15 protein-coding genes are annotated in these 17999 nt (G+C 66.9%); 5 read left to right on the forward strand and 10 right to left on the reverse strand.

The features are described from left to right. Positions 1 to 1203: 1203 nt before the first annotated feature. Positions 1204 to 2532, forward strand: a complete 1329-nt coding sequence (locus CXH06_RS16290; RefSeq protein WP_232820401.1) for a DnaJ domain-containing protein — start codon at positions 1204 to 1206, stop codon at positions 2530 to 2532. 32 nt (positions 2533 to 2564) lie between these two features. Next, positions 2565 to 3164 carry a hypothetical protein gene (locus CXH06_RS16295; RefSeq protein ID WP_114856257.1) on the forward strand — a complete coding sequence of 200 codons (600 nt, stop codon included), beginning with the start codon at positions 2565 to 2567 and terminating at the stop codon, positions 3162 to 3164. Positions 3165 to 3285: 121 nt separating this feature from the next. Here the strand turns inward: CXH06_RS16295 and CXH06_RS18825 are convergent, their stop codons facing one another. From CXH06_RS18825 to CXH06_RS16315, 4 genes are all read right to left on the reverse strand, one after another. Next, positions 3286 to 4395 carry a cytochrome P450 gene (locus CXH06_RS18825; RefSeq protein ID WP_114856258.1) on the reverse strand — a complete coding sequence of 370 codons (1110 nt, stop codon included), beginning with the start codon at positions 4393 to 4395 and terminating at the stop codon, positions 3286 to 3288. A gap of 235 nt (positions 4396 to 4630) precedes the next feature. Continuing rightward, entirely contained in the window at positions 4631 to 5929 is a 1299-nt protein-coding gene (locus tag CXH06_RS16305; RefSeq protein ID WP_157975787.1) for an MFS transporter, read from the reverse strand. 147 nt (positions 5930 to 6076) lie between these two features. Next, complete coding sequence (locus CXH06_RS16310) at positions 6077 to 6625, reverse strand: helix-turn-helix domain-containing protein (RefSeq protein ID WP_114856260.1); 549 nt, start codon at positions 6623 to 6625, stop codon at positions 6077 to 6079. 6 nt (positions 6626 to 6631) lie between these two features. Then, positions 6632 to 11716, reverse strand: a complete 5085-nt coding sequence (locus CXH06_RS16315) for a hypothetical protein (RefSeq protein ID WP_157975788.1) — start codon at positions 11714 to 11716, stop codon at positions 6632 to 6634. Between the two features lie 1028 nt (positions 11717 to 12744). Here CXH06_RS16315 and CXH06_RS16320 point away from each other — a divergent pair. Beyond that, the gene (locus CXH06_RS16320; protein WP_232820402.1) at positions 12745 to 13050 is read left to right on the forward strand and encodes a hypothetical protein; all 306 of its coding nucleotides are present in this window, start codon (positions 12745 to 12747) and stop codon (positions 13048 to 13050) included. A gap of 293 nt (positions 13051 to 13343) precedes the next feature. Then, positions 13344 to 14042, forward strand: a complete 699-nt coding sequence (locus CXH06_RS16325) for a hypothetical protein (RefSeq protein ID WP_114856263.1) — start codon at positions 13344 to 13346, stop codon at positions 14040 to 14042. A gap of 356 nt (positions 14043 to 14398) precedes the next feature. Here the strand turns inward: CXH06_RS16325 and CXH06_RS16330 are convergent, their stop codons facing one another. From CXH06_RS16330 to CXH06_RS16345, 4 genes are all read right to left on the reverse strand, one after another. Beyond that, positions 14399 to 14893, reverse strand: a complete 495-nt coding sequence (locus CXH06_RS16330) for a hypothetical protein (RefSeq protein WP_114856264.1) — start codon at positions 14891 to 14893, stop codon at positions 14399 to 14401. Positions 14894 to 14997: 104 nt separating this feature from the next. Continuing rightward, positions 14998 to 15201 carry a hypothetical protein gene (locus CXH06_RS16335; protein ID WP_089066487.1) on the reverse strand — a complete coding sequence of 68 codons (204 nt, stop codon included), beginning with the start codon at positions 15199 to 15201 and terminating at the stop codon, positions 14998 to 15000. Between the two features lie 150 nt (positions 15202 to 15351). Beyond that, complete coding sequence (locus CXH06_RS16340) at positions 15352 to 15822, reverse strand: prepilin peptidase (RefSeq protein WP_114856265.1); 471 nt, start codon at positions 15820 to 15822, stop codon at positions 15352 to 15354. A 165-nt stretch (positions 15823 to 15987) separates the two neighbouring features. Beyond that, positions 15988 to 16305 (reverse strand): Lsr2 family protein, encoded by a 318-nt coding sequence (locus CXH06_RS16345; protein ID WP_114856266.1) that lies wholly within the window; start codon positions 16303 to 16305, stop codon positions 15988 to 15990. A 90-nt stretch (positions 16306 to 16395) separates the two neighbouring features. On the opposite strand from CXH06_RS16345, the gene CXH06_RS18365 reads away from it, so the two are divergent. Continuing rightward, positions 16396 to 16797, forward strand: coding sequence for a hypothetical protein (locus CXH06_RS18365; protein ID WP_157975789.1), 402 nt, complete (start codon positions 16396 to 16398; stop codon positions 16795 to 16797). A 116-nt stretch (positions 16798 to 16913) separates the two neighbouring features. Here the strand turns inward: CXH06_RS18365 and CXH06_RS16350 are convergent, their stop codons facing one another. Further along, positions 16914 to 17099: a hypothetical protein gene (locus tag CXH06_RS16350; RefSeq protein WP_114856267.1), complete on the reverse strand. Its 186-nt coding sequence runs from the start codon at positions 17097 to 17099 to the stop codon at positions 16914 to 16916. Next, positions 17096 to 17968, reverse strand: a complete 873-nt coding sequence (locus CXH06_RS16355) for a hypothetical protein (RefSeq protein WP_114856268.1) — start codon at positions 17966 to 17968, stop codon at positions 17096 to 17098. The genes CXH06_RS16350 and CXH06_RS16355 overlap by 4 nt, the downstream gene beginning before the upstream one ends. Between the last annotated feature and the right edge of the window lie 31 nt (positions 17969 to 17999).

Consider the following 17999-nt stretch of genomic DNA (forward strand, 5'->3'; position numbering starts at 1 on the left):
CCTGCGGCCGGGTAGCTCAGGCTGCGCCATCGCCGGTTCGCAGGCGTGGCCACGGCCACGCCGTTCGAGTCCATCGGGCGGCTGCGCCGCCCGGACTGGCCGCGCTAAGTGGTCTGGTGCCGGGGCCCCTGGATTAGCTTCTGAAGTGCGTAGATGGGGCGCGGAAGCACCCTCAGGTAGGGGCGTTGCGTGGCCACTTCTGTAACCTCGTAGTCTCGTAATCTCGTTACTTCGTATGTTCGTAATCTCGTTGGTTCGGTAGCGTTTGGGGCGGGGTCTCGATAGAATGATTGGTAATTGTTATCCGGAAACTGAGGCGTGTCATGAAGGTCTACTCCGTGCAGGAGATCGCGGATCGGCTCGAGGTGAAGCCCGAGACGGTCCGGTGGTGGCGGAGCCAGGATCCGGCGTTCCCGCCCGTGACTCAGGTGGGCCGGAGCTGGGGACTGACGGAGGACCGTCTGGCCGCCTGGGAGACGGTGAGGGGAGCGGATACCGCCGGCCGCGCGAGTATCGGAGGCTCCCAGGGGAGCCGGCCCGTATGGACTCCGGCTCGAGTCGAGGTCCTGCTGCGCCTGGTGTCCCAGCGCAGAGGAACGCCTGCACGCACGAAGAAGGACCTGGCGGCGGCGCTCAAGGTGCACCCGTCGACGGTGAGGCGCTGGCTGACGCGGAGCGGGCCCTGGAAGGGGTCTCCGGCGGCGATCCCGGCCCGAAGGCTCGAGGAGCTGCTGCGGGAGATCTCGCCGGCCCCTGCGGATCGTGAGCGTGAGCAGTTCCAGGAGGACAACGCTCGCAAGGCCCTGGAGCGGTTGCGAGCGCGCAGGGCGCCGTTGGCGGCCTGGCGGGAGCAGGACTGGATGTCACCTCATCGCGTGTGGGTCGAGGACCAGGTCAATGGGACCTCTGTGGTCCGTCTGACGAGGGTGGGGACTCGCCGGGATCACGCTGAGGCTGGTTCCCAGAACGTGCGCTCGGTGGTCGTGAGCAACAGGTTCGAGGCCCAGCTGGTGAAGGCGGCCGTGTTGCGTGAGGTCTCTCCGTGGAGGGTGCGACTGGCCGGGATGTCTGGAGGCTCCGAGCGCTGGATCAGCGGAGCGAAGCTGCGTCCGCTCGAGGTCCTGCATGACGGGATCCGGCGGAAGGATCCCCGCGGACCGGGGAGGGAGTGAGGATCAGATCATGGCTACCACCGGACCGACCTTGTACGAGATCCTCGGGGTCTCCCCGGACGCCTCTGCGAGCGAGATCAAGGCCGCCTACCGCAAGCGAGCTCGGAAGACGCACCCAGACGTTGCGGGGGCCGAGATGAACGGGCTGTTCCTCCTGATCCAACACGCGCACGAGGTGCTGTCCGATCCCGCTCAACGGGCGAAGTACGACCGCACCATGAGCGGCGGGTACGCGGCGCCGGCTGCTGAACCCGCGCCTCCCCCGGCGGATCCTCCGCCTCGAGGGTGGGTACCCGGAGAACAGGTGCCTGAGGAGCTCTACAGCGGCCCTCTGCCGCGTGAAGGGCACGATCTGAACCGGATGCCCTGGATCGATCAGTTCGACGGCGTGGAGCGCTCGAGCGTGAGGATCACCGGGGCGGGGCTACGCCGATGGCACTGGGCTCTCATCGGCGCGGGCGCGGCTGCGGGCACGATCGTGCTCACGCAACTGGTGACGGTCACGCTGTTGCCGGTGCTGGTCGGTCTCCTGGGCGCGCTGCGAATCTGGATGACCCGCAGGTTCCCCCGGAGACTGACCGCCATTCTTGCGCTGACCACGGTGGTCCTCGCGGCTGTGAGCGTCTTCTACAGCTCGATCGGGCCCTCGAGCTGGCATGCCCCGGTGCTTGGCCTGGGAGGCATCCTCGTCCTCATCGGGGGCGTCTGGTGGGCGGTGTACGAGCTCGCGGTGCGAGAGCGCCTGCGGGTGCCGCAAAAGGACATCCCGGAGGGGTTCTACTGGGGGGAACCCGGGGAGACCCTCGCGCACGCGCAGGAGGTCTTCGGCCTGGACCGCACGATGGACGGGGTCGAGGGGGAACGGCTGACGGCCGCGGAGGTCGGCTACTTCCTGGGGTCCATCCCTGGGGTGAGGCTGGTGAACGGGCTCGCGTTCCCCGGCTCCGAGACCGCTGATATCGATCACGCGGTGCTCTGTGGCCGGCGCGTGGCCCTGATCGACTCGAAGGCGTGGAAGCCGGCCACCTACGCCATGGTCGCGGGACAGGATGCGATCCGCGTCGGGGGTGATGAGGGGTGGAGCTACTTCCCGGCGCACATGCCGACGGCGGTGGAGAGGTACCGGGCCAGGCTCGGCGGTCGCCGTCTCGGGGCTGAGGTCCGGGGGTACATCGTGGTGCATCCGAAGTCGATCACGGAGGACCTCGAGCTGCTCAACGACCGGACCGACGGCGCGGTGCGCCTCGTGACCGCCCAGGAGCTCATCGAGGAGCTCGGGGCGTGGTTCAGTGAGGACGAGGAACAGGCCACGATGGTCGATCGCCGGCTGCTGTCCCATCTGGTGTGCAGCATCCGGTGAGGGCGGGCGGCCTGGCACAGGAGGAGGACGGTATGGCGGATGCCAAGGGGTACATGAAGGCCCTCGACGTGAAGATCAAGATCTGGCGGTGGTTCGCTGATGTCGCGGTGTTCCTCGCGTGCTCGGCCTCGCTGGTGACGACGGTGCCGTTCGCGCTGTTCCCGGATGCGATGTTCAGCGAGGGGCAGATCAAGCCGGAGGACGGAGCCCGCACGATGGCGTGGATCATGCTCATCGTGACGGTCGTGTTGATCGTGGTCATCCTGAGGCAGCGGTTCCAGTTCACCAGGGAGTCGTTGCGATCCGAGCAGAAGGTCGAGCTCTGGGGCGGTGCCGCAGGGCTGTTCATCCTGTTCACGATGGGGAACCACGTGACGGACGATGCGAGGAATGGCCTCATGGGAGCTCTGGGCCTGATCCTCTTCCTCGCCGCCGCCGTGCTGCTCGAACCGTTGGCCCTCGAGCTCAACGAACGCGCGGAGTCTGAGAAGGACGATCGCGAGGAGGCGAAGCACCGGGAGCTACTCGCTGCACTCTCAGCGGGGAAGGAATCTCCCGCGCCGGCTCCCGCTCCGGGTGCAGCGAGGAGGGGCCGGCGGCTCTTCGGTACTCGTCTGGGCCGACGGAGCTAGTCGAGCTTGATGCGGCCGATGTTCTAGAGCGTCCAGTCGGGGACGTAGTTCGCGGAGTGGTGCTGCTCGAGCAAGTCGGTTGCGAATCTTTCGGCATCAATCTGAACGGGGAGAATTAAACTCATCGATGCGGTTCTTCATGCAACGTCATGAGGCCGAGTGGTGGGGCTAATAGGGTGCCAACCAGAGGCGTCGAGAAGGGTGCACGAATAAACGATACGCGATACCTGGTGTCTAGTTGCTTCTGGAAGTCAACGAGAGCCTCTATTGCGTCCCTCTGTGCGGGACAGCTGCGAGCGCCTTTACCAAAGGTTAAATCATTCTTCTTGGCCTCTCCTGCTTCCCATCTTGACGGGATGAATGTCTCTGCGTCGCGCCATACCGATTGATCCCTGTTGGCCGATCTCACGTTGATAATTAACTCATGTTCTGGCGGGAACGACAGGTCCCCAAGGGAGGCTCCTTGGGAGGTAGTGCGGGTTAGCCGGCAAGCGGGCGAGGCTAGTCGAAGTGTTTCACGGACTCGATTCTCAGCACGAGAGCGGCCCTCAACTTTGGCTTTTTTGCTGGCCTGGATGAGTATCCATTCGAGCGCCGCGCCCGTAAATCCGACGGTCGAAAGAGTCAAGCGCTGGAGCAGCTCCGCCGCCCCGATTCGCGAGGGGGCGACAGTGAGGGCTATGTCAAGCATGTCAGAAACCGGCTCACGAACGTCAGCCTCCTGGATCGCGGTTGCGATGTTCTGGCGAAGTTCAGGGAGAGTCGCATAGTGGCGAAAGGATCTCCGGCGAACATCGTCTGGTATAACGGAAAACCGTACATAATTCGAGACGGCGTCTTGTATGCACTTGGGGCGATCCCGGAGGATTGCTTGAGCAAAGTAAGTCAGAATCATTCTCTGACCTATTGATCGTGTAGAAAAAGTGCGGCCCGAGTATGTTGAAAGTATTTGCTGTGCGCGCCCCGCACGGTCGACAGAGGTCTGATGGAGTAGCCCCCGCAGTGCGGCGCTTCCTTGCCGAACGGCCTCCGCGGGAAGGTGGGACTGTCCCAGTCGGAAGAACCCAGATTCATGCTCAAGCTGGAACGCTTTTGAAGTAAGTAGCTCTGAGACGCTCTTGTGCCTGGCGACCACGCTGTGTCGTGCATCGACGCTCATGTCATCTGTCCAGCGGTAGAGCGCATACGGATTAAACGCGTGGGTGGCTATCCAGTTTGAAAAGAAGGACATGGTTCCCAACTCATAATACTGGGGCGCAGCCTCGTAGGCTGCGCCCCAGGGGTTTGCTCAGAAGGTCACTGAGGTCCGCCGTACTGGTTCTTGTAAGCGGCGGCGGCGAACGCGCGGGCGACCTGGCTCTTCAGAAGCTTCATGACTACCTCCATTGGTGATGGCAGGGACCTCCCCTGCTGCGAGCGAACCTAGCAGAGGAGGGTGCCCCATGTCACATCCGTGGACTGGGCCTCTACAGCGGGGTTCGCGATGGCGATGCGGGGTCGACCTCCGGGGATGTCTCGGAACGCTTGGAGGTCATGGCCAGGAACATTATCGCGGCCACGATTGTGAGCGTTGGCCACACGAGAAGCGGGACGGCCAGTCCTACAGTGTCTGCGAGAGCTCCAGCACCTAGAGCAGCCAAAGGGACGCTACCCATGGTGATCATGCGCCGTGCGGCGGCGGCGCGACCTAGAGACTCCTCTCTGACCGCCTGGGCCGCATAGGTAGTGCCGGCAATATTGGTGATAGTCAGCGTTATCGACCACAGGACGCTAAAGGCACCCATTGTGAAGTAGGCGACAGGCGGCACCATCAGGGAGACCAGAGGGAGTGTCGCCACACCGGACTGAACTATTGCGCCAATAACAAAAAGACGTCTTGTTGTGATCCGACTAGTCACTCTGGGGGCAATTACGGTCGCAAGAATCCCCGAGAATGCTGCCAGCGTTCCTAGGAGGCCAAAGTAGATCTTCCCCAGGTCTAGCTCGCGTAGTACCAGGATCGGCTCTAGAGAGTCTCCCATGGCAAGGCCTATGTTTCCTGCCGCGACTAGTAGTGTTGTTCCTAGTAGAAAGCGGTCATTCTTTAGGATTACAAATCCGTGATTAAGTTGAGTTCGCAGTGGGGGCTTCGCTATCCGTTTCTCGCCGGATTGTGAGTCTGTGGCTTCCGGCGCTTCAACTGCGCGGGGGATCGCGAGGAGCCGAACAGCAGCAATGGCGGAGATGCCCAGGAGGGCTACGGCGAGCCCGAGCGCGTACGCGCTGCCAGAGGCTGCTGCGAGTATGCCTGCCAGCGCGGGCGCAATGATCCCGGCGATGCGGTCTGCGGCAGCCATGCTAGACACGAAGGATGTGATTTCACGTTTTCCTGTGGCGATCCGAGGGACCAGTGCGGTTTGTGCATTCTCGGACGCGAGTGTCGTGATGCCGATGATGGTCACCAGCATGAATGTCGTGATTGTTTCTAGTAGGCCCGTGGCGTATAGAGCGAACGTAGCACCAGTGGCGGCGACCTTAACGAGCAGAGATACCACAATAATGCGGCTCGCCCCCCAAGAATCAACAATGATTCCTATGGGGACCGCAAGGAGTAGGAAGGGTAGTGATCCAAGCGCGTTAAGTAGGCCAACTTGAGTTGCGCTGAATCCGAGAGATGTTACGACGATGATTGCGATTATCGTGTCGTAGAGCTGGTATCCGGCAGCGTCGCTAGCGTTCGATACGAGTGCGCGACGGAGAAGGTGGGGATGCTTGATGCTTGTCAAGGTGCTTCCTATTGGCGGAAAGGGTAGAAGTGCGCATGCTTCGCAAGCGCCCGGCGAAGAGCTCCAGGCAACTGCGAGCGGCGACTTAGCGAAGCACCTTGATCGTGTAGAACATCCCTCCACGGTAGCGGAAGAGGTCGGAAGCCTCTACTCAAGCTTGATGTGGTCGATGTTCTCGAACGTCCAGCCGGGGACGTAGTTCGCGGAGTGGTGCTGCTGGAGCCAGTCGGTGACGGCGCTGTCGCCGCCTCGCTCGTAGGCGTCGAACATCGCGTCGACGTCGCCGCCGGAGAGCTCGATGCTGACGGTGCGGACGCGTGAGTAGCCCTTCCCGCCGCCCTCGGGTCCCTGGAGGCCGTGGGTGGTGAGCTTGGTGCTCTTGCGGCCCGCGAACCGCTGACGGGACTGGTCCAGGGAGGCCTTGCGGCCCTTCTTCGTGCTCACGGCCTGGCGGGCCTTGACGCGCAGGTTGGACAGGTGATCGCTGCGGGGGGCGTTGCGCTGCTTGCGGTCCTCCCCCGCGATCCAGCGCTGGACGCTGCGCTGGGAGACCCCGAGGGACTCGGCGGCGGCCCTGGTGTTCGGGCCGCCCCTCTTGGTGGTGCCGAACGCGCCGATGATCATGTCGCGGACGCTGCCGCCGGTGGGTGAGCCCGGGCGGCCGGTGAGGCCCTGGAAGATGGACAGGTTAGGCATGCTCGGTCACTCCTTCGTGGGGTCCCAGTCGGCGGGGTCGATCAGGCTCGCCTTGCCGCGCCAGTCGCGTCCGGTGAGGAACTCGAGATGGTCGGCGAGCTGCGCTGATCCCTCGTGCTTGTACTGGCCGAAGCCGCGGCCGAGCTTGGAGGGGTCGCCGGGCCAGGAGGCGATCGGGTCGGGGTTGGCCGAGAGGTAGCAGATCGTGTCGGTGCCGATCGCGATCGGCCAGATCCCGCTGTCGAGGCCGTTCTTCTCGACCGTGCGCAGGATGTTCGCCCTGGACTTGGCGATGATGTGGTGCCGGCGCTCGGGGGCGAAGCCCTGCTTGCCCTGCATCCACGACGCGGAGCCCATCATGCCGATCATGCGGGTGTAGACCGCCTTGAGGGCGTCGAGGGCGTGCTCGGTGGTGGTGAGATCGATGATGCCGGCCTCGTCGGTGGGGTGCGCGAGTCGGTCGAGCCTCTGGAGCAGGGCGGTGCGGCCGTTCTTGATCTGCTCGTAGAACGGCTGGAGGACGCGGCCGTGCTCGGGCCAGGTGTAGGCCTCGTGGATCTCGGGGCCGTAGCCCTGGGCCTGGGCGAGCTCGAGGGTGGGGGTGGTGACCCAGATCGGGTGATCGGGGGCCTTCGTACCGCCGGGTGCCAGGGGGTTGGGGAGCCTCCAGTCGCCGTTCTCGGGGACGTCGATCAGCCAGTACCCGGGCAGGCGCTTATCGAAGGGCCGGCCGTCGGGGTGGTGGACCGGCTCGCCGATGCTGAGCTCGAGGGACGCGGCGCCGGCCATGTAGGAGCCGCCGCGGTCGTAGGCGTGCAGGTAGGGCAGCTGGCGCTCCTGCTCGTCGGGGACGCGGGACCAGTCGAGGTCACGCTCGGTGTTCGAGGCCTCGGCGGGCGGGACCGGGGCGTAGGGGGCGAAGAGCTCCTTGACGCGGCGGTGCTCGCGCTGGCCGGTCGAGGTGGTCACGTCCATGCCCTTGCGACGCAGCTTGATCGCGAGGTCGATCCCGGTCTGGCCCGGGTGCATGTACAGCGGGATCCCGACAGCCGTGGCAGCGTCGCGGATCCGCTCGACGAGCTCCTGGGGGCTCGGGTCGTCGCCGATCATCGGGTAGTCCTCGGGCAGCGCGCTCATGATGACGAGCATCGCGATCGGGGCGTCCTGGTCGCTGCGGAAGATGCGGGTCCAGTTGCTCAGCGCGGTGCCCTTGCCGCCGACGCGGTAGCCGTGGCGCTCGGCGCGGGTGATCAGCTCGTGACCGGTGGTGAGCTGGGAGAGCTTGGAGCGGACCTCGGAGGGGTCGTCGCCGAGCTGGTCGACGGGCAGGCCGAGCTTGAGGGCCGCGGCGTGGGTGATCCACAGCTGACCGACCTCGCGCAGGTCGCCCTTGGAGTGGCCGATGCCGAGGGCGGGGAGGAGCTCGGCGAGCTGTCCGACGTGCGTGAGCTCGGGCCAGGCGTGGCGCTTCCCGTCGGGGGTGTAGATCGTGTCGACGTCGAGCACGGCAGCCGGCCCGATCAGGGTACTGGGGGCCTCCTGGGTGCGGACGACATGGAAAGGACGTTCCTGGGTCTGCGGCTGCTCAGCCGGGACCTGCGCAGGAGCCGGGGGCTGGGTGGCCGGCTGCGCGTCGCGCTGAGGGGCCAGCGCCACCGCGCCCTGTGCCTGCGCGGTGGCGGCCGGGGCGGTCGCTGCGGGCTGCTGCTGCGCGGGAGCCGGCGAGGGGCTGGCGGGGGTGGTGCTGCGGCGCGTCAGGGGCGTGGGGCCCGTGGGGGCGCGCTTGCCGAACAGGCGGGGGTCGCCGCCCTCGTCATCATCGGGGAACAGCTGCCCGAAGGGGATGACGAGCACGCGGGCCCTGGCTCCGATGCAGGGCAGGTTGCGGGTCTTGGTCATCTTCGGGGCCTTGCCGGGCTGCGCGGCATCGGTGACGAGGATCCCCTCGTCGTACAGGGCGCGCTTGGCGGTGGCTTCGTCGAGCTCGATCTGAACGTCCATGGCGGTGCGAGCCTGCGCGAGGACGTGCGGCAGGGCCCGGGGCTCGAGGTAGATCTCGGGGCCGTTCTCGCTGTCGGGGTTGATCCATCCCAGCGGGATCCCGCGGGCCTCGACACGCTCGGATGCAGCTCCGCCCTGGCGCTTCCAGCCCAGGCGAGCAGCCAGGGGGAAGGAGGGGGCGGCGCCGTCCTGGACGTGGCTGAGGTAGGCGATGCCGGAGTGCAGGGCGTACTGGAGCATCTCGCGGACGCGGCCGCCGGTGGAGGTGGGGATGTCGGGGTCGACGGTGGCCTGCCAGGCCTCGAAGAGGCTCTCGTTCAGGGAGGTCATCCAGTCCTGTGCGCTGTCGTCGTCGAGCACGCCGACGTCGCGGAGGAACTCCAGGAAGATCTTGAAGCCGACCCACATCTGCGTGATGGCGGCGCCGGGGCGTTCGTCGGCGACACCGCGGGTGAGGTAGTGCTGGCGCAGGCGGTGGAGCTCCTCGTCGGCGTCGAGGTTGGCCTGCTCGCGCACGAGCTGGGGGTCGTTCTTGGCGAGCCAGTGGATGAAGCTGCTCATCAGGAGCGTCCGCTGGAATCGCGGATCGGCCTTGGACTGCTGCTTCATGAGGTCCACGGAGATGTCGCCGGCGCGCAGCGGGAGGGGGAAGGTGCGCTGCTGGCCGCTGCCCGCCTCCGGGGCGAACTCGGAGGTGAACAGGCCCGAGGCGTTGGGGCGGGCGCCGGGGTTGACGTCGTTGCCGTCGCGGGTCGCGCGGGAGCGGCCGATGCGCTCGGCGATCATGCGCGCGTTCTCCTTCAAGGCGCGCTGCGCGTAGGCGATGCCGCGGTCGGGGGCGGCGTCATCTGCCCACCAGACGCAGTCCTTCGCGCGGGACATCCCGATGCGGGCGGCGTTGGAGGTGTCGCCGGTGCCGGCGAGGCTCATGCAGGGCTTGTTGCGCTCCCAGGTCTCGCCGAAGAAGCTCATCGCCCAGGATGCCAGCGAGCTCTTGAGGGTGCCGGGGACGCCGACGAGCACGGTGATCATCGGGTTGTGGCCGATGGCCGAGCGCATCATGAAGCCCAGCAGCGGCAGGATCACGCGTCGCGGGCAGGTCTCGAGCATCGGCTCGATGACCGTGGAGAACGCGGTGCGCAGCTCCTCGGTGTTGGTGCTCGGCGGCGGCAGCTGGATGCGGTTCAGCGGGGCGTCGAGGGCGACGGGGGCGTGCTCGTTGCCCTCGCGGGTGATGATCCCTCCGGCGTGGACGTAGCCCCAGTCGGCGGATCCGTCGGCGGCCTTGCGGCGGCGCCAGCCGACCCCGCGGTACATGGTGCGGGCCTTGTAGCCGACGCTGACCTGGGTGATGGCTCGGGCGACCTCGGCGCGGCCGTTGGTCGTGGCGGCGTAGTCCACGGCGAAGTCGAGCCGCTCGAGCCACTTGCTCGAGGTGAAGTCGTCGGCGTCGACCTTGGTGATGATCTGCTCGCCGGACAGGGGATGGGTGTAGGCGAGCAGGTACTGCTTGAGGTCACCGGTGCCCGTGCGGGTCTCCTGGATCCCGTCGGCGGCAGCCGCGGTGACGTCATTGACGCGGATCTGGTCGACGAAGTCCGCGTCATCGAGGACCTCGTTCGCGTCGCGGGCGATGATGCGTGCGTCGAGGTCCAGGATGCGCTTGAGGTTGCGGACGTACTCGCCCTCGCCGCCCCTGGCGGGCTTCCACTCCTCCTTGCAGATCTGCCCGTTGATCAGCACGTACTTCGGGGCGGAGATCTCCACGTCGAACTGTCGCGGGGCGCGGTCCGCACCGGCGTCCTGGGCCAGCTCCGGGGCCGGGCCAACCTCGGGCACCGGCGCGGGAGCAGGGGCCTCCGTGACCGGCTTGGGGGTCTCCGACGGGAGCTGGAGCGCCGGCGGGATGTCGCGACCGATGTGCTCGTGAAGGGTGCGGGCGAGGCGGACGCCCCGCTCACGGGCGGAGTGGGCCAGGCGCACGGCCTCCTCGGCCCAGTCCGTCTTGGCGACCGTGGCGTAGCGCTCGACGGTCGTGGTGGTCTCGGTGAGCTTCTCGAGGCGGACCTCGGACTCGATCGTCCAGCGCGTCGCGCGCTTGCGGTGGGTCTCGGCCGCCTTGGGGGCCGACTCGGCCCGTTCCTCGGCGGCGTCGAGATGGGCCCGGGCCTCGCGGTCAGCCTCCTCGATGCGGGAGAGAGCTCCCTCGAGCTGGGATGCGGCAGCCCAGGTGTGCAGCTCGGCCAGGGAGGCCTCGATCAGGTCTTCGAGGGTTCCGCCGTCGTCGACGTGGTCGGTCAGGTCGGTCTTCGCCTCGAGGGTGCGGGGCAGGAACACGCGCACGTCAGCGCGACCCTCGAGAGCCTCGAGCAGCTGCGCGCCGCGCTTGTAGCCGGCGCCGTCACGGTCGACGACGACGCGGACGGTGCCGCCCTCGAGCATGTCGAGCATGGCATCGGAGAGCGAGCCGGCACCGCCGGCGTTCGTGGCCGCGACGACGTCGAGGCGCTCCTCGGCGGTGTGGACGTCCTTCTCCCCCTCGAGGATCCAGACCGTCTCGTCATCGGCCAGAGCGTCGACCAGCTCAGGGCAGCGGTACCAGGTGGGCTCGAACCCCTGCGGCTTCTTCGAGACCTGACCCTTGGCGGTGAAGTACGTCTGCGTGAAGGTCTTGCGCCGCTCCCCCGCGGCGTTGGTGGCTTCCTTCCGGATGACCTGCTGGATCACCTCGCCGTCGGGACGGGCGTAGTCGTAGGTCGCGGTGACCTGCCAGTCGAGCTGTTCCTCCGGCTCGCGCTCGGGCGCGGCGATCGGTGCGGGCAGAGGGCCGATCTTCCCCCAACGCTTGCCCGTGCGGCGTCGGGTCGTCGACCGTCCGACACGCTCCTCGCGGGGCGGGAGCGGTCGATCGAACAGGTCGGTGACCTCGAGGCCGAGCGCGGCAGCGATGTCGCGCACCTCGCCCTGGCAGCCGAAGCACCGCAGCAGCACGCGCCCGTCGTCGCCGGGCACGTAGCTGACGTGCAGAGACGCCTCGTTGTCGTCGTGGATCGGGCAGCGAGCCTTGAAGTCGCTGGTGGTGCCCTTCATCGGGTCACCGCGCTGCGCCAGCGCGTCCCTCACACGGTGCAGCGATGCCTGGGGCTGCGGCGTGTCATCAGCCGCAGGTCCTTGCATGGGCAGGGTCATCGAGTATCCTCAAGAACGAGTTTTGGCACAGAATCTGTGCTGGAAGGTCATCGGTCCTCTCTCGCCGGCAAGCATCGGAGGACTCAAGCTTCGGAAGCCCCTCACTGCCAGGTGGGGGGCTTCCTGCATGTCAAGCGGACATTTGCGCCTCCGAATCGGGGAGACGCAGCTGAGCATCGCCCGGCTGCCCGTTCGGGATGTACGAAGGGACCGGGAATCCGTGTTCGATCGCCAGCAGACGGGTGAGGTAGTCACCACGGGAGAGCCCAGCGCGGTGCGCTCGGCGATCGACTTCGTCCCGGAGAGAGCTCGGGGTGAGGAAGTTGACCGGCTTGCGGTCGCCTCGGTGCGGTTGGGGCATGGCATCTCCTCGTCTGCTAGCAGTGCCTGTGCGGACCAAACTACAGCCGTGTAACTCCGAATCGGAACAAGATTGGGGTTGGGCGTGTCGTCGGTGCTGCGAGCGCGCTGGAGAACCTTCATGCCCGTCTACCGCGATCGGGGACCCCTGCTGTGACACATCCGAGCAGACTCGTAACCTCGTAACCTTGCGATCCCTCGCGCACGCGAGCGCGTAGCGCGCACGCATACGACCTCTTGGCCCTGAAAGGGTGCGAGCGGTGCGAGCCAGAAAGGACTGGCAGGTCAAGGCGGGAAAAGTGCTCGCACCTAGGGGTGCGAGCAGGGTGCGAGCAGGGGGTGCGAGCAGGGTGCGAGCACCGCAAAAGACACGCCCTCCCCCACTCCTCCCCCGGGGAAACTCAGGGGGAGGCACGCCCAGATTCGAGGGGTTACGGGCCCGGGTTCGGGAGACCCCGCAGTTGGTCGGGCTGAGTTGGGTGGACGAGCAGGAGGCGCTCTCTTGCCCCGCTCCCCCGTCGAGATTCTGCGCGCTCCGGCGTGTCGGGCCCTCGTGGGAAAGTGGTCGGGTGAGCGATCGAAGGCCGCCCGAACTGACGGTGACCAACCGGCTCCCCTCGGTGGGCACGCCGGGAGCACGCCCCATGGGCAACATCCCGGTCCTGGCGCGGCTCGTGCTCGACGACGGCACAGAGATGTGGCGGCCGGCGCGAGCGAACCGATGGACAGTCACTCAGGTCCTCGTCGTCTGGCAGAACGACTCGAGCAACCCGTGGTCCACGCAGATGTGCTGGCTCCCGACGAAGGACGTCGCTCAGACCTTCCGGGGCGACACCGCAGAGCTCGAGCCCCTGTGGCGGCAGATCCACGACTGAGCACACTCAAGGCTCACGGCACGAGCCTACGAGCCTACGAGATTACGAGATTACGAGATTACGAGGTTACGAGGTTACGAGGTTCGGAGACTACGAAGAGGCAGAGTTCCGAACCGACCGACCTGCGGCGTGCCGAACCTACGAGGTAACGAGACTACGAACCTACGAGAGTGGAAGATTGGATCGGTCGCTGACGCCGCGAGCTGTCCGCCTACGAGACTACGAGGTTCGGTGATCACGAATCGCTGGCGTGGCGTGATGGGCGCAAATGTGCAGGTCGGCATCATGGGGACATGACTTCTGGACCGTGGCCGCGCGAGCCCTCGCCGAGGTTCACACGATGGCGCGGCGAGCTCGACGAGTGGAGAGGTGAGCACGCGCCCTCGGGGCGTCGCTTCCAGGCAACCGCTGCCTACAGCTCCCAGCTCTACTACGAGCACGGCGGCGTCGATGAAGTCGGCACGGTTGCCGATCTGACTTGGCTCGCCCGCACCGGGGAACAGATCAAGGCGTCACAGCAGGTGGTGTGGGACGTCCATGCGCGCGAGGTGCTCGAAGCGGCGCGTGAGGGTGGTCTCGAGGCGACGGCCGAGGCGCTGCGCGATTCCACCGAGTGGATCCGCCGACTCGCGCGGGAGGGACAGCCGGTGCGAGAGGGAAGCGACGCTGCCCGACGGGCGAGCAAGGTCGTGGACGCGTGCCCGCCCAATCCGCTGGTTCGCGGCGAGGAGGTCTGGGGCCTGTGGGAGTCCCTCGCCGGTGCGCGGCACACGTGCGAGGGCCTGCGCGATCGGCTGCTCCTAGAGCTCGCGGACGAGGGATGTCCGCGCACGCGGATGGCGGACGGGCTGGGATGGTCCTACGGCCGGCTGCGCCGGCGCCTGGTGCGCCTCGAGGATGAGCGTGCTGCTCGCATCCAGAGGGCGCGACAGGGAGAGGTGCCGGGGATCATCGATCTGGAGTCGCGGCGAGCCAGCTCCCGGCGGCGGTGAGGGTAGAACCTCTCCTGCATGCCAGGAGGGCCGCTCCCCGCGCTGCTGCGCGGTGAGCGGCCCTCTGGGTCACCCTCGCCGATGCCGACCTGCGGCCGTGCGGTGCGTGCGTGCGCCGACCTCGCACTTCGCCCGGATGAGCGCCGTCACCAGGTTGATACCCGCGGTGACCAGCGCGATCACGGCCACGGTGATGCCCGCTGCCTCGCCCGTCGCCTGCTCCTTCCTGCCCCGGGTCCGCCTCCGGAGCGCATCGACGGTACCGGGACCGCCCGACGGCCGAGAAGGCTTGCGAGGCCACGGGGCGTGTCCTCGGCGAGTCGTCGGGCGTGCCTCCGGGGCGGGCTCGTGGGGCCTCAGGAGGTGGCGGGCCGGCCCGGGCGGGTGTTGCGGTTCTCGAGCCACCGTTCGACGGCTGCTCTGGCCATCAGGGGCCCCTGGGCGGTAACGATGACCGGGGCCGGGAAGCCGTCGATCTTCGTGAACGCCCGGGCGCGCTGCCGCGAGACGCCCGCGATCTCAGCGATCTCGGCGTAGCCGACAACGCCCGGGAACACGGGCTGCTCGAGCTCGCGGTCCAGGGCATCGCCATCACGCACGTCCACGCCGACGACGTCAGCTGTGGGCACGCTGCGCTGGAGCGCAGCCCGAACGATGGCGATCGCGTCGGCGATGGCATCCTCCAGCTGGGCCGACTCCAGGAAGAGCATGACCGACCCGTGGAGTCCGTCGCGGCTGACGGATCCGGCGGGGGAGTGGTTGGCGAGCTCGTCCAGGAGAGATTCGAGGGCGTCGGTCGTGGTGGTGGCGGTGCTCGCCCAGTCGAGGCGGGCATGCCAGGTGGTGGGCATGGTGTTCTCCTTCGTGTTGGTGGTGCGGTGGAGGAGGTGCTGGTGAGCGTCGGGATCCGCGGGTAGGGTGAGGGGGTCGGGTGGCCGCCCGACCCCCTCGTCGTCTAGACGTCGAAGCCGCTCCGTCGGAGCATCGCCCTGGCGTTCTTGATCGAGCGCCAGTCGGAGTTCGTCAGGTGGATCATCACTGGGTCCCGTTCCTTGTCGGGCGGGTAGATCATCCATCCGGACTTCTTCTCGTCGATCCGCGCTCCCTGTGCCAGCAGGGTCTTGCGGAGCTTCTTCAGATCCTTGTCGATCGGGATCACCTCCTCTCTATATTGCTGTCAACGGGAACAGCGTAGCATCAACTGTTCCCGTTGACAACAATTAGGGATGATCTTGTGAACGGGCTGGTCAGAGGACGTCTGCGCACGGTCCGCGAACCTCGTAGGTTCGTAACCTCGTAGGTTCGTAGGTCAGGCAGTGGCCACAGGAGCCACGAGGACGAGCAGGGTGCCCAGGATCAGGCCGGGACCGAAGGGGATGTGTCCGCGGATGCCTCGTCGCCGCCGAACGAGGATCCATCCCAGAGTGCCGATGCAGCCCAGCCAGATGCCAGCGAGCATCATCAGCGGGGAGACGAAGCCGCTGTAGAGGGCGAGGGCGGCGACGAGGATGACGTCGCCGAAGCCGAGGCCGCCGCGCGAGATGACGAACAGGACCAGCATCAAGACGGTGGCGATCGCGCAGGAGACGGCCGCACAGATCAGATGATCGAAGCCGACCCAGACCGCGGTGATCGGGAGTGCGACGGCGCCGGCGCCGAGCAGGCCGAGATTCAGCGGCAGCGGGAGCCGGGACTCGCGTGCATCGGTGACGACCATCGGCAGCGCGAGCAGGAGAAAGAGGGCGAAGGCCGGCCAGAGCTCGGGCGTGAGGAGGTACATCGGCGCTACCCCTCCTCGAGGCTGCTGGGGCTGGGCATCGTCGTGTCCTTCGTCGGGTGGATGGTCGCCCTGTTACCGCGGCGGGGGCGGGCTCGTGTGACCGCCGGGGACACTCTTCCTGGTTCTCGGGGTCGGGCGACTCCGATCAGCGCGTGAGGGACGGGCTCAGCTGGCGGCGGCGTAGGCCTCGCGGATCTCTGCGGAGACGCGGCCGCGGTCGGCGATCGCGTACCCGTTGGCCTGCGCCCACTCGCGGATCCGCTTCGTCTCGTCGCTGCGTCCGCGGGAGGTGCCTCGTCGGGCGCGGCCGCCGATGCGGCGTGCATGCTCCAGCCACGCCTCGAACTCGTCGCGAAGCTTCTGGGCGTTCTCGTCGTTGAGGTCGATCTCGTAGGTGACGCCGTCGAGGGCGAAGCCGATCGTCGAGGTGGCTGCGGAGCCGTCGAGGTCGTCGGTCAGGACGATGCGAGTCTTGCGGGCCATGCTGGGAGTCCTCCTGCGTAGACACGGCGGCCAGGGTAGAGGTCGGCGAATACGCTTACGGTACTCGACACCGCCAAGAGAGGATCCCTCATGAACAAGCAGCAGAGACTCAGAAATATTGCGGAAGGGCTGCTCGGTGGACTTGCGGCTGTTGGTTTCGAGGGTCCTTGGGTTTGGCCGCATCACCGGTGGGAAGGGGCCTTCTATAGGGCGTGGCGATCGTGGCCACCGTCGACGCGCTCCGACGTCTTCCGGGCGTTCAAGGTTGGTGGATCCGCGGACGGACGCACATCGCAGGGGCGAGACATCTTGTTTTCTGTCAAGAGGACCTCGCCGTTTGCAGAGTTCAAGACTATGCCGTTGACCCAGGAGCCTATGGGGCTGAGTCCGGAGGAATATCTCGAGATCTGGGTTGAGGGCGCGACTCCTCAGGAGTGGATGGATCTAGCCCGGATGTTCCTGCAAGAGATGGACGAACCACTCCCGGCGTGAGGCATCGCAGTCACGGGTTGTGCCAGGCATGTGGCGGTGCCGCTGGTCTACTCGGGTGGGCAGAGCCGGGCCCCGCGGTCAGGGGGAACCGCGGGGCCCGGACAATCGTGGGGCGGTCAGCCTCCGAAGGAGAGGACCGTGCCGATGAGGGCGACGGACAGCTCCTCGTCGGGGTACTCGGCGCGGACGTAGTCCACGGCATCGAGGTACTGCTGCTTCCGCTCAGGGGTGAGCTCATCCCAGGCGCGCCGATCGGAGTCGGTCACGAAGTCGGGGTAGGTGGTGCTCCGGTTAGTGCTCATGACGTGTGTCCTGTTCTGGTGTACTCGTCGGCTTCATCGTAGTCCTGGAACGATCTCGGTTCGGGGCGGCCGAGCTTCTCGTATTGGTCCTGCGTCACCATGAAGGTGATATCGGGTTCTCCGCGAGGTGGGGCGACCCTGCTCATGGCCGAATAGTCCCAGCCGTCGGGCGCGAAATCTCGGTTGAAGGGGATCGAGGCGACCTTGACGAAGCCGCTGCGGGCATAGATCTTCGGCAGGAACGTGTCGAAGCACTCGAGGTGTGTCCCGCCGCGCTCCACTGCGATGGGCAGCAGGGCACGCGTCGCGCCGCGGCTGCTGCCGTCGGAGTACACCGCTGAGATCTCGCCACTGTGGCGGACGGCTGCGCCGGCGCGACCGTCCGCGAGCACGAGCATCGTGTGGAAGTCGTGCTGGAGCTCGGTGGGGGTGGCCCTGGTGACCTGCTTCCCCGCGGCGTCCTGGGAGTACCGCTGCGCGAGGCCGCTGCTGTAGGACCGTGCGGATGTCGGCCCGGTGACCTCGAGAACGGTGTGCCCATGCGAGGTGTGCGCGCGCACGACGCGGAAGGAGCCTCCGGGAAGCGTGAGCGGCTTCCCGGTGGGGGAGTCGGCGACGTAGCGGTTGATGTTCGCGGTGAGCTGCTCGGCGTCGTAGGAGCCGCCGGCGGCGGTCCGCTCGGTGATGTGCTCCTGGAGCCCGGTGCGGGTCTGGATCAGATCGGCCCGGGCGGTCTCCAGGCGCGAGGTGATCTCCTCGTGCTCGGCGGTGTCGGGTGAGGTCTCGGCGAGCCGCTGCTCGAGCTTGTCGACGCGCTGTCGTTGATGCGCGTAGCAGCGTCGTCCCCCTTCGGCTTGGGACTGGCACATCGGATCTCCGTTCGGGTCACGGTGGACGTGG

Source organism: Brachybacterium sp. YJGR34 (genome assembly GCF_003347015.1).
In the GTDB taxonomy this organism is placed as follows: domain Bacteria; phylum Actinomycetota; class Actinomycetes; order Actinomycetales; family Dermabacteraceae; genus Brachybacterium.

Excerpts from the sequence above, each read along its gene's own strand:
- CXH06_RS16340 (WP_114856265.1), bottom strand. The coding sequence starts at position 15,822 with ATGTACCTCCTCACGCCCGAGCTCTGGCCGGCCTTCGCCCTCTTTCTC.
- CXH06_RS16350 (WP_114856267.1), bottom strand. The coding sequence starts at position 17,099 with ATGAGCACTAACCGGAGCACCACCTACCCCGACTTCGTGACCGACTCC.
- CXH06_RS16310 (WP_114856260.1), bottom strand. The coding sequence starts at position 6,625 with ATGCCTAACCTGTCCATCTTCCAGGGCCTCACCGGCCGCCCGGGCTCA.
- CXH06_RS16325 (WP_114856263.1), top strand. The coding sequence starts at position 13,344 with ATGACTTCTGGACCGTGGCCGCGCGAGCCCTCGCCGAGGTTCACACGA.
- CXH06_RS16315 (WP_157975788.1), bottom strand. The coding sequence starts at position 11,716 with ATGAAGGGCACCACCAGCGACTTCAAGGCTCGCTGCCCGATCCACGAC.
- CXH06_RS18825 (WP_114856258.1), bottom strand. The coding sequence starts at position 4,395 with ATGTCCTTCTTTTCAAACTGGATAGCCACCCACGCGTTTAATCCGTAT.
- CXH06_RS18365 (WP_157975789.1), top strand. The coding sequence starts at position 16,396 with ATGAACAAGCAGCAGAGACTCAGAAATATTGCGGAAGGGCTGCTCGGT.
- CXH06_RS16355 (WP_114856268.1), bottom strand. The coding sequence starts at position 17,968 with ATGTGCCAGTCCCAAGCCGAAGGGGGACGACGCTGCTACGCGCATCAA.
- CXH06_RS16330 (WP_114856264.1), bottom strand. The coding sequence starts at position 14,893 with ATGCCCACCACCTGGCATGCCCGCCTCGACTGGGCGAGCACCGCCACC.
- CXH06_RS16345 (WP_114856266.1), bottom strand. The coding sequence starts at position 16,305 with ATGGCCCGCAAGACTCGCATCGTCCTGACCGACGACCTCGACGGCTCC.
- CXH06_RS16295 (WP_114856257.1), top strand. The coding sequence starts at position 2,565 with ATGGCGGATGCCAAGGGGTACATGAAGGCCCTCGACGTGAAGATCAAG.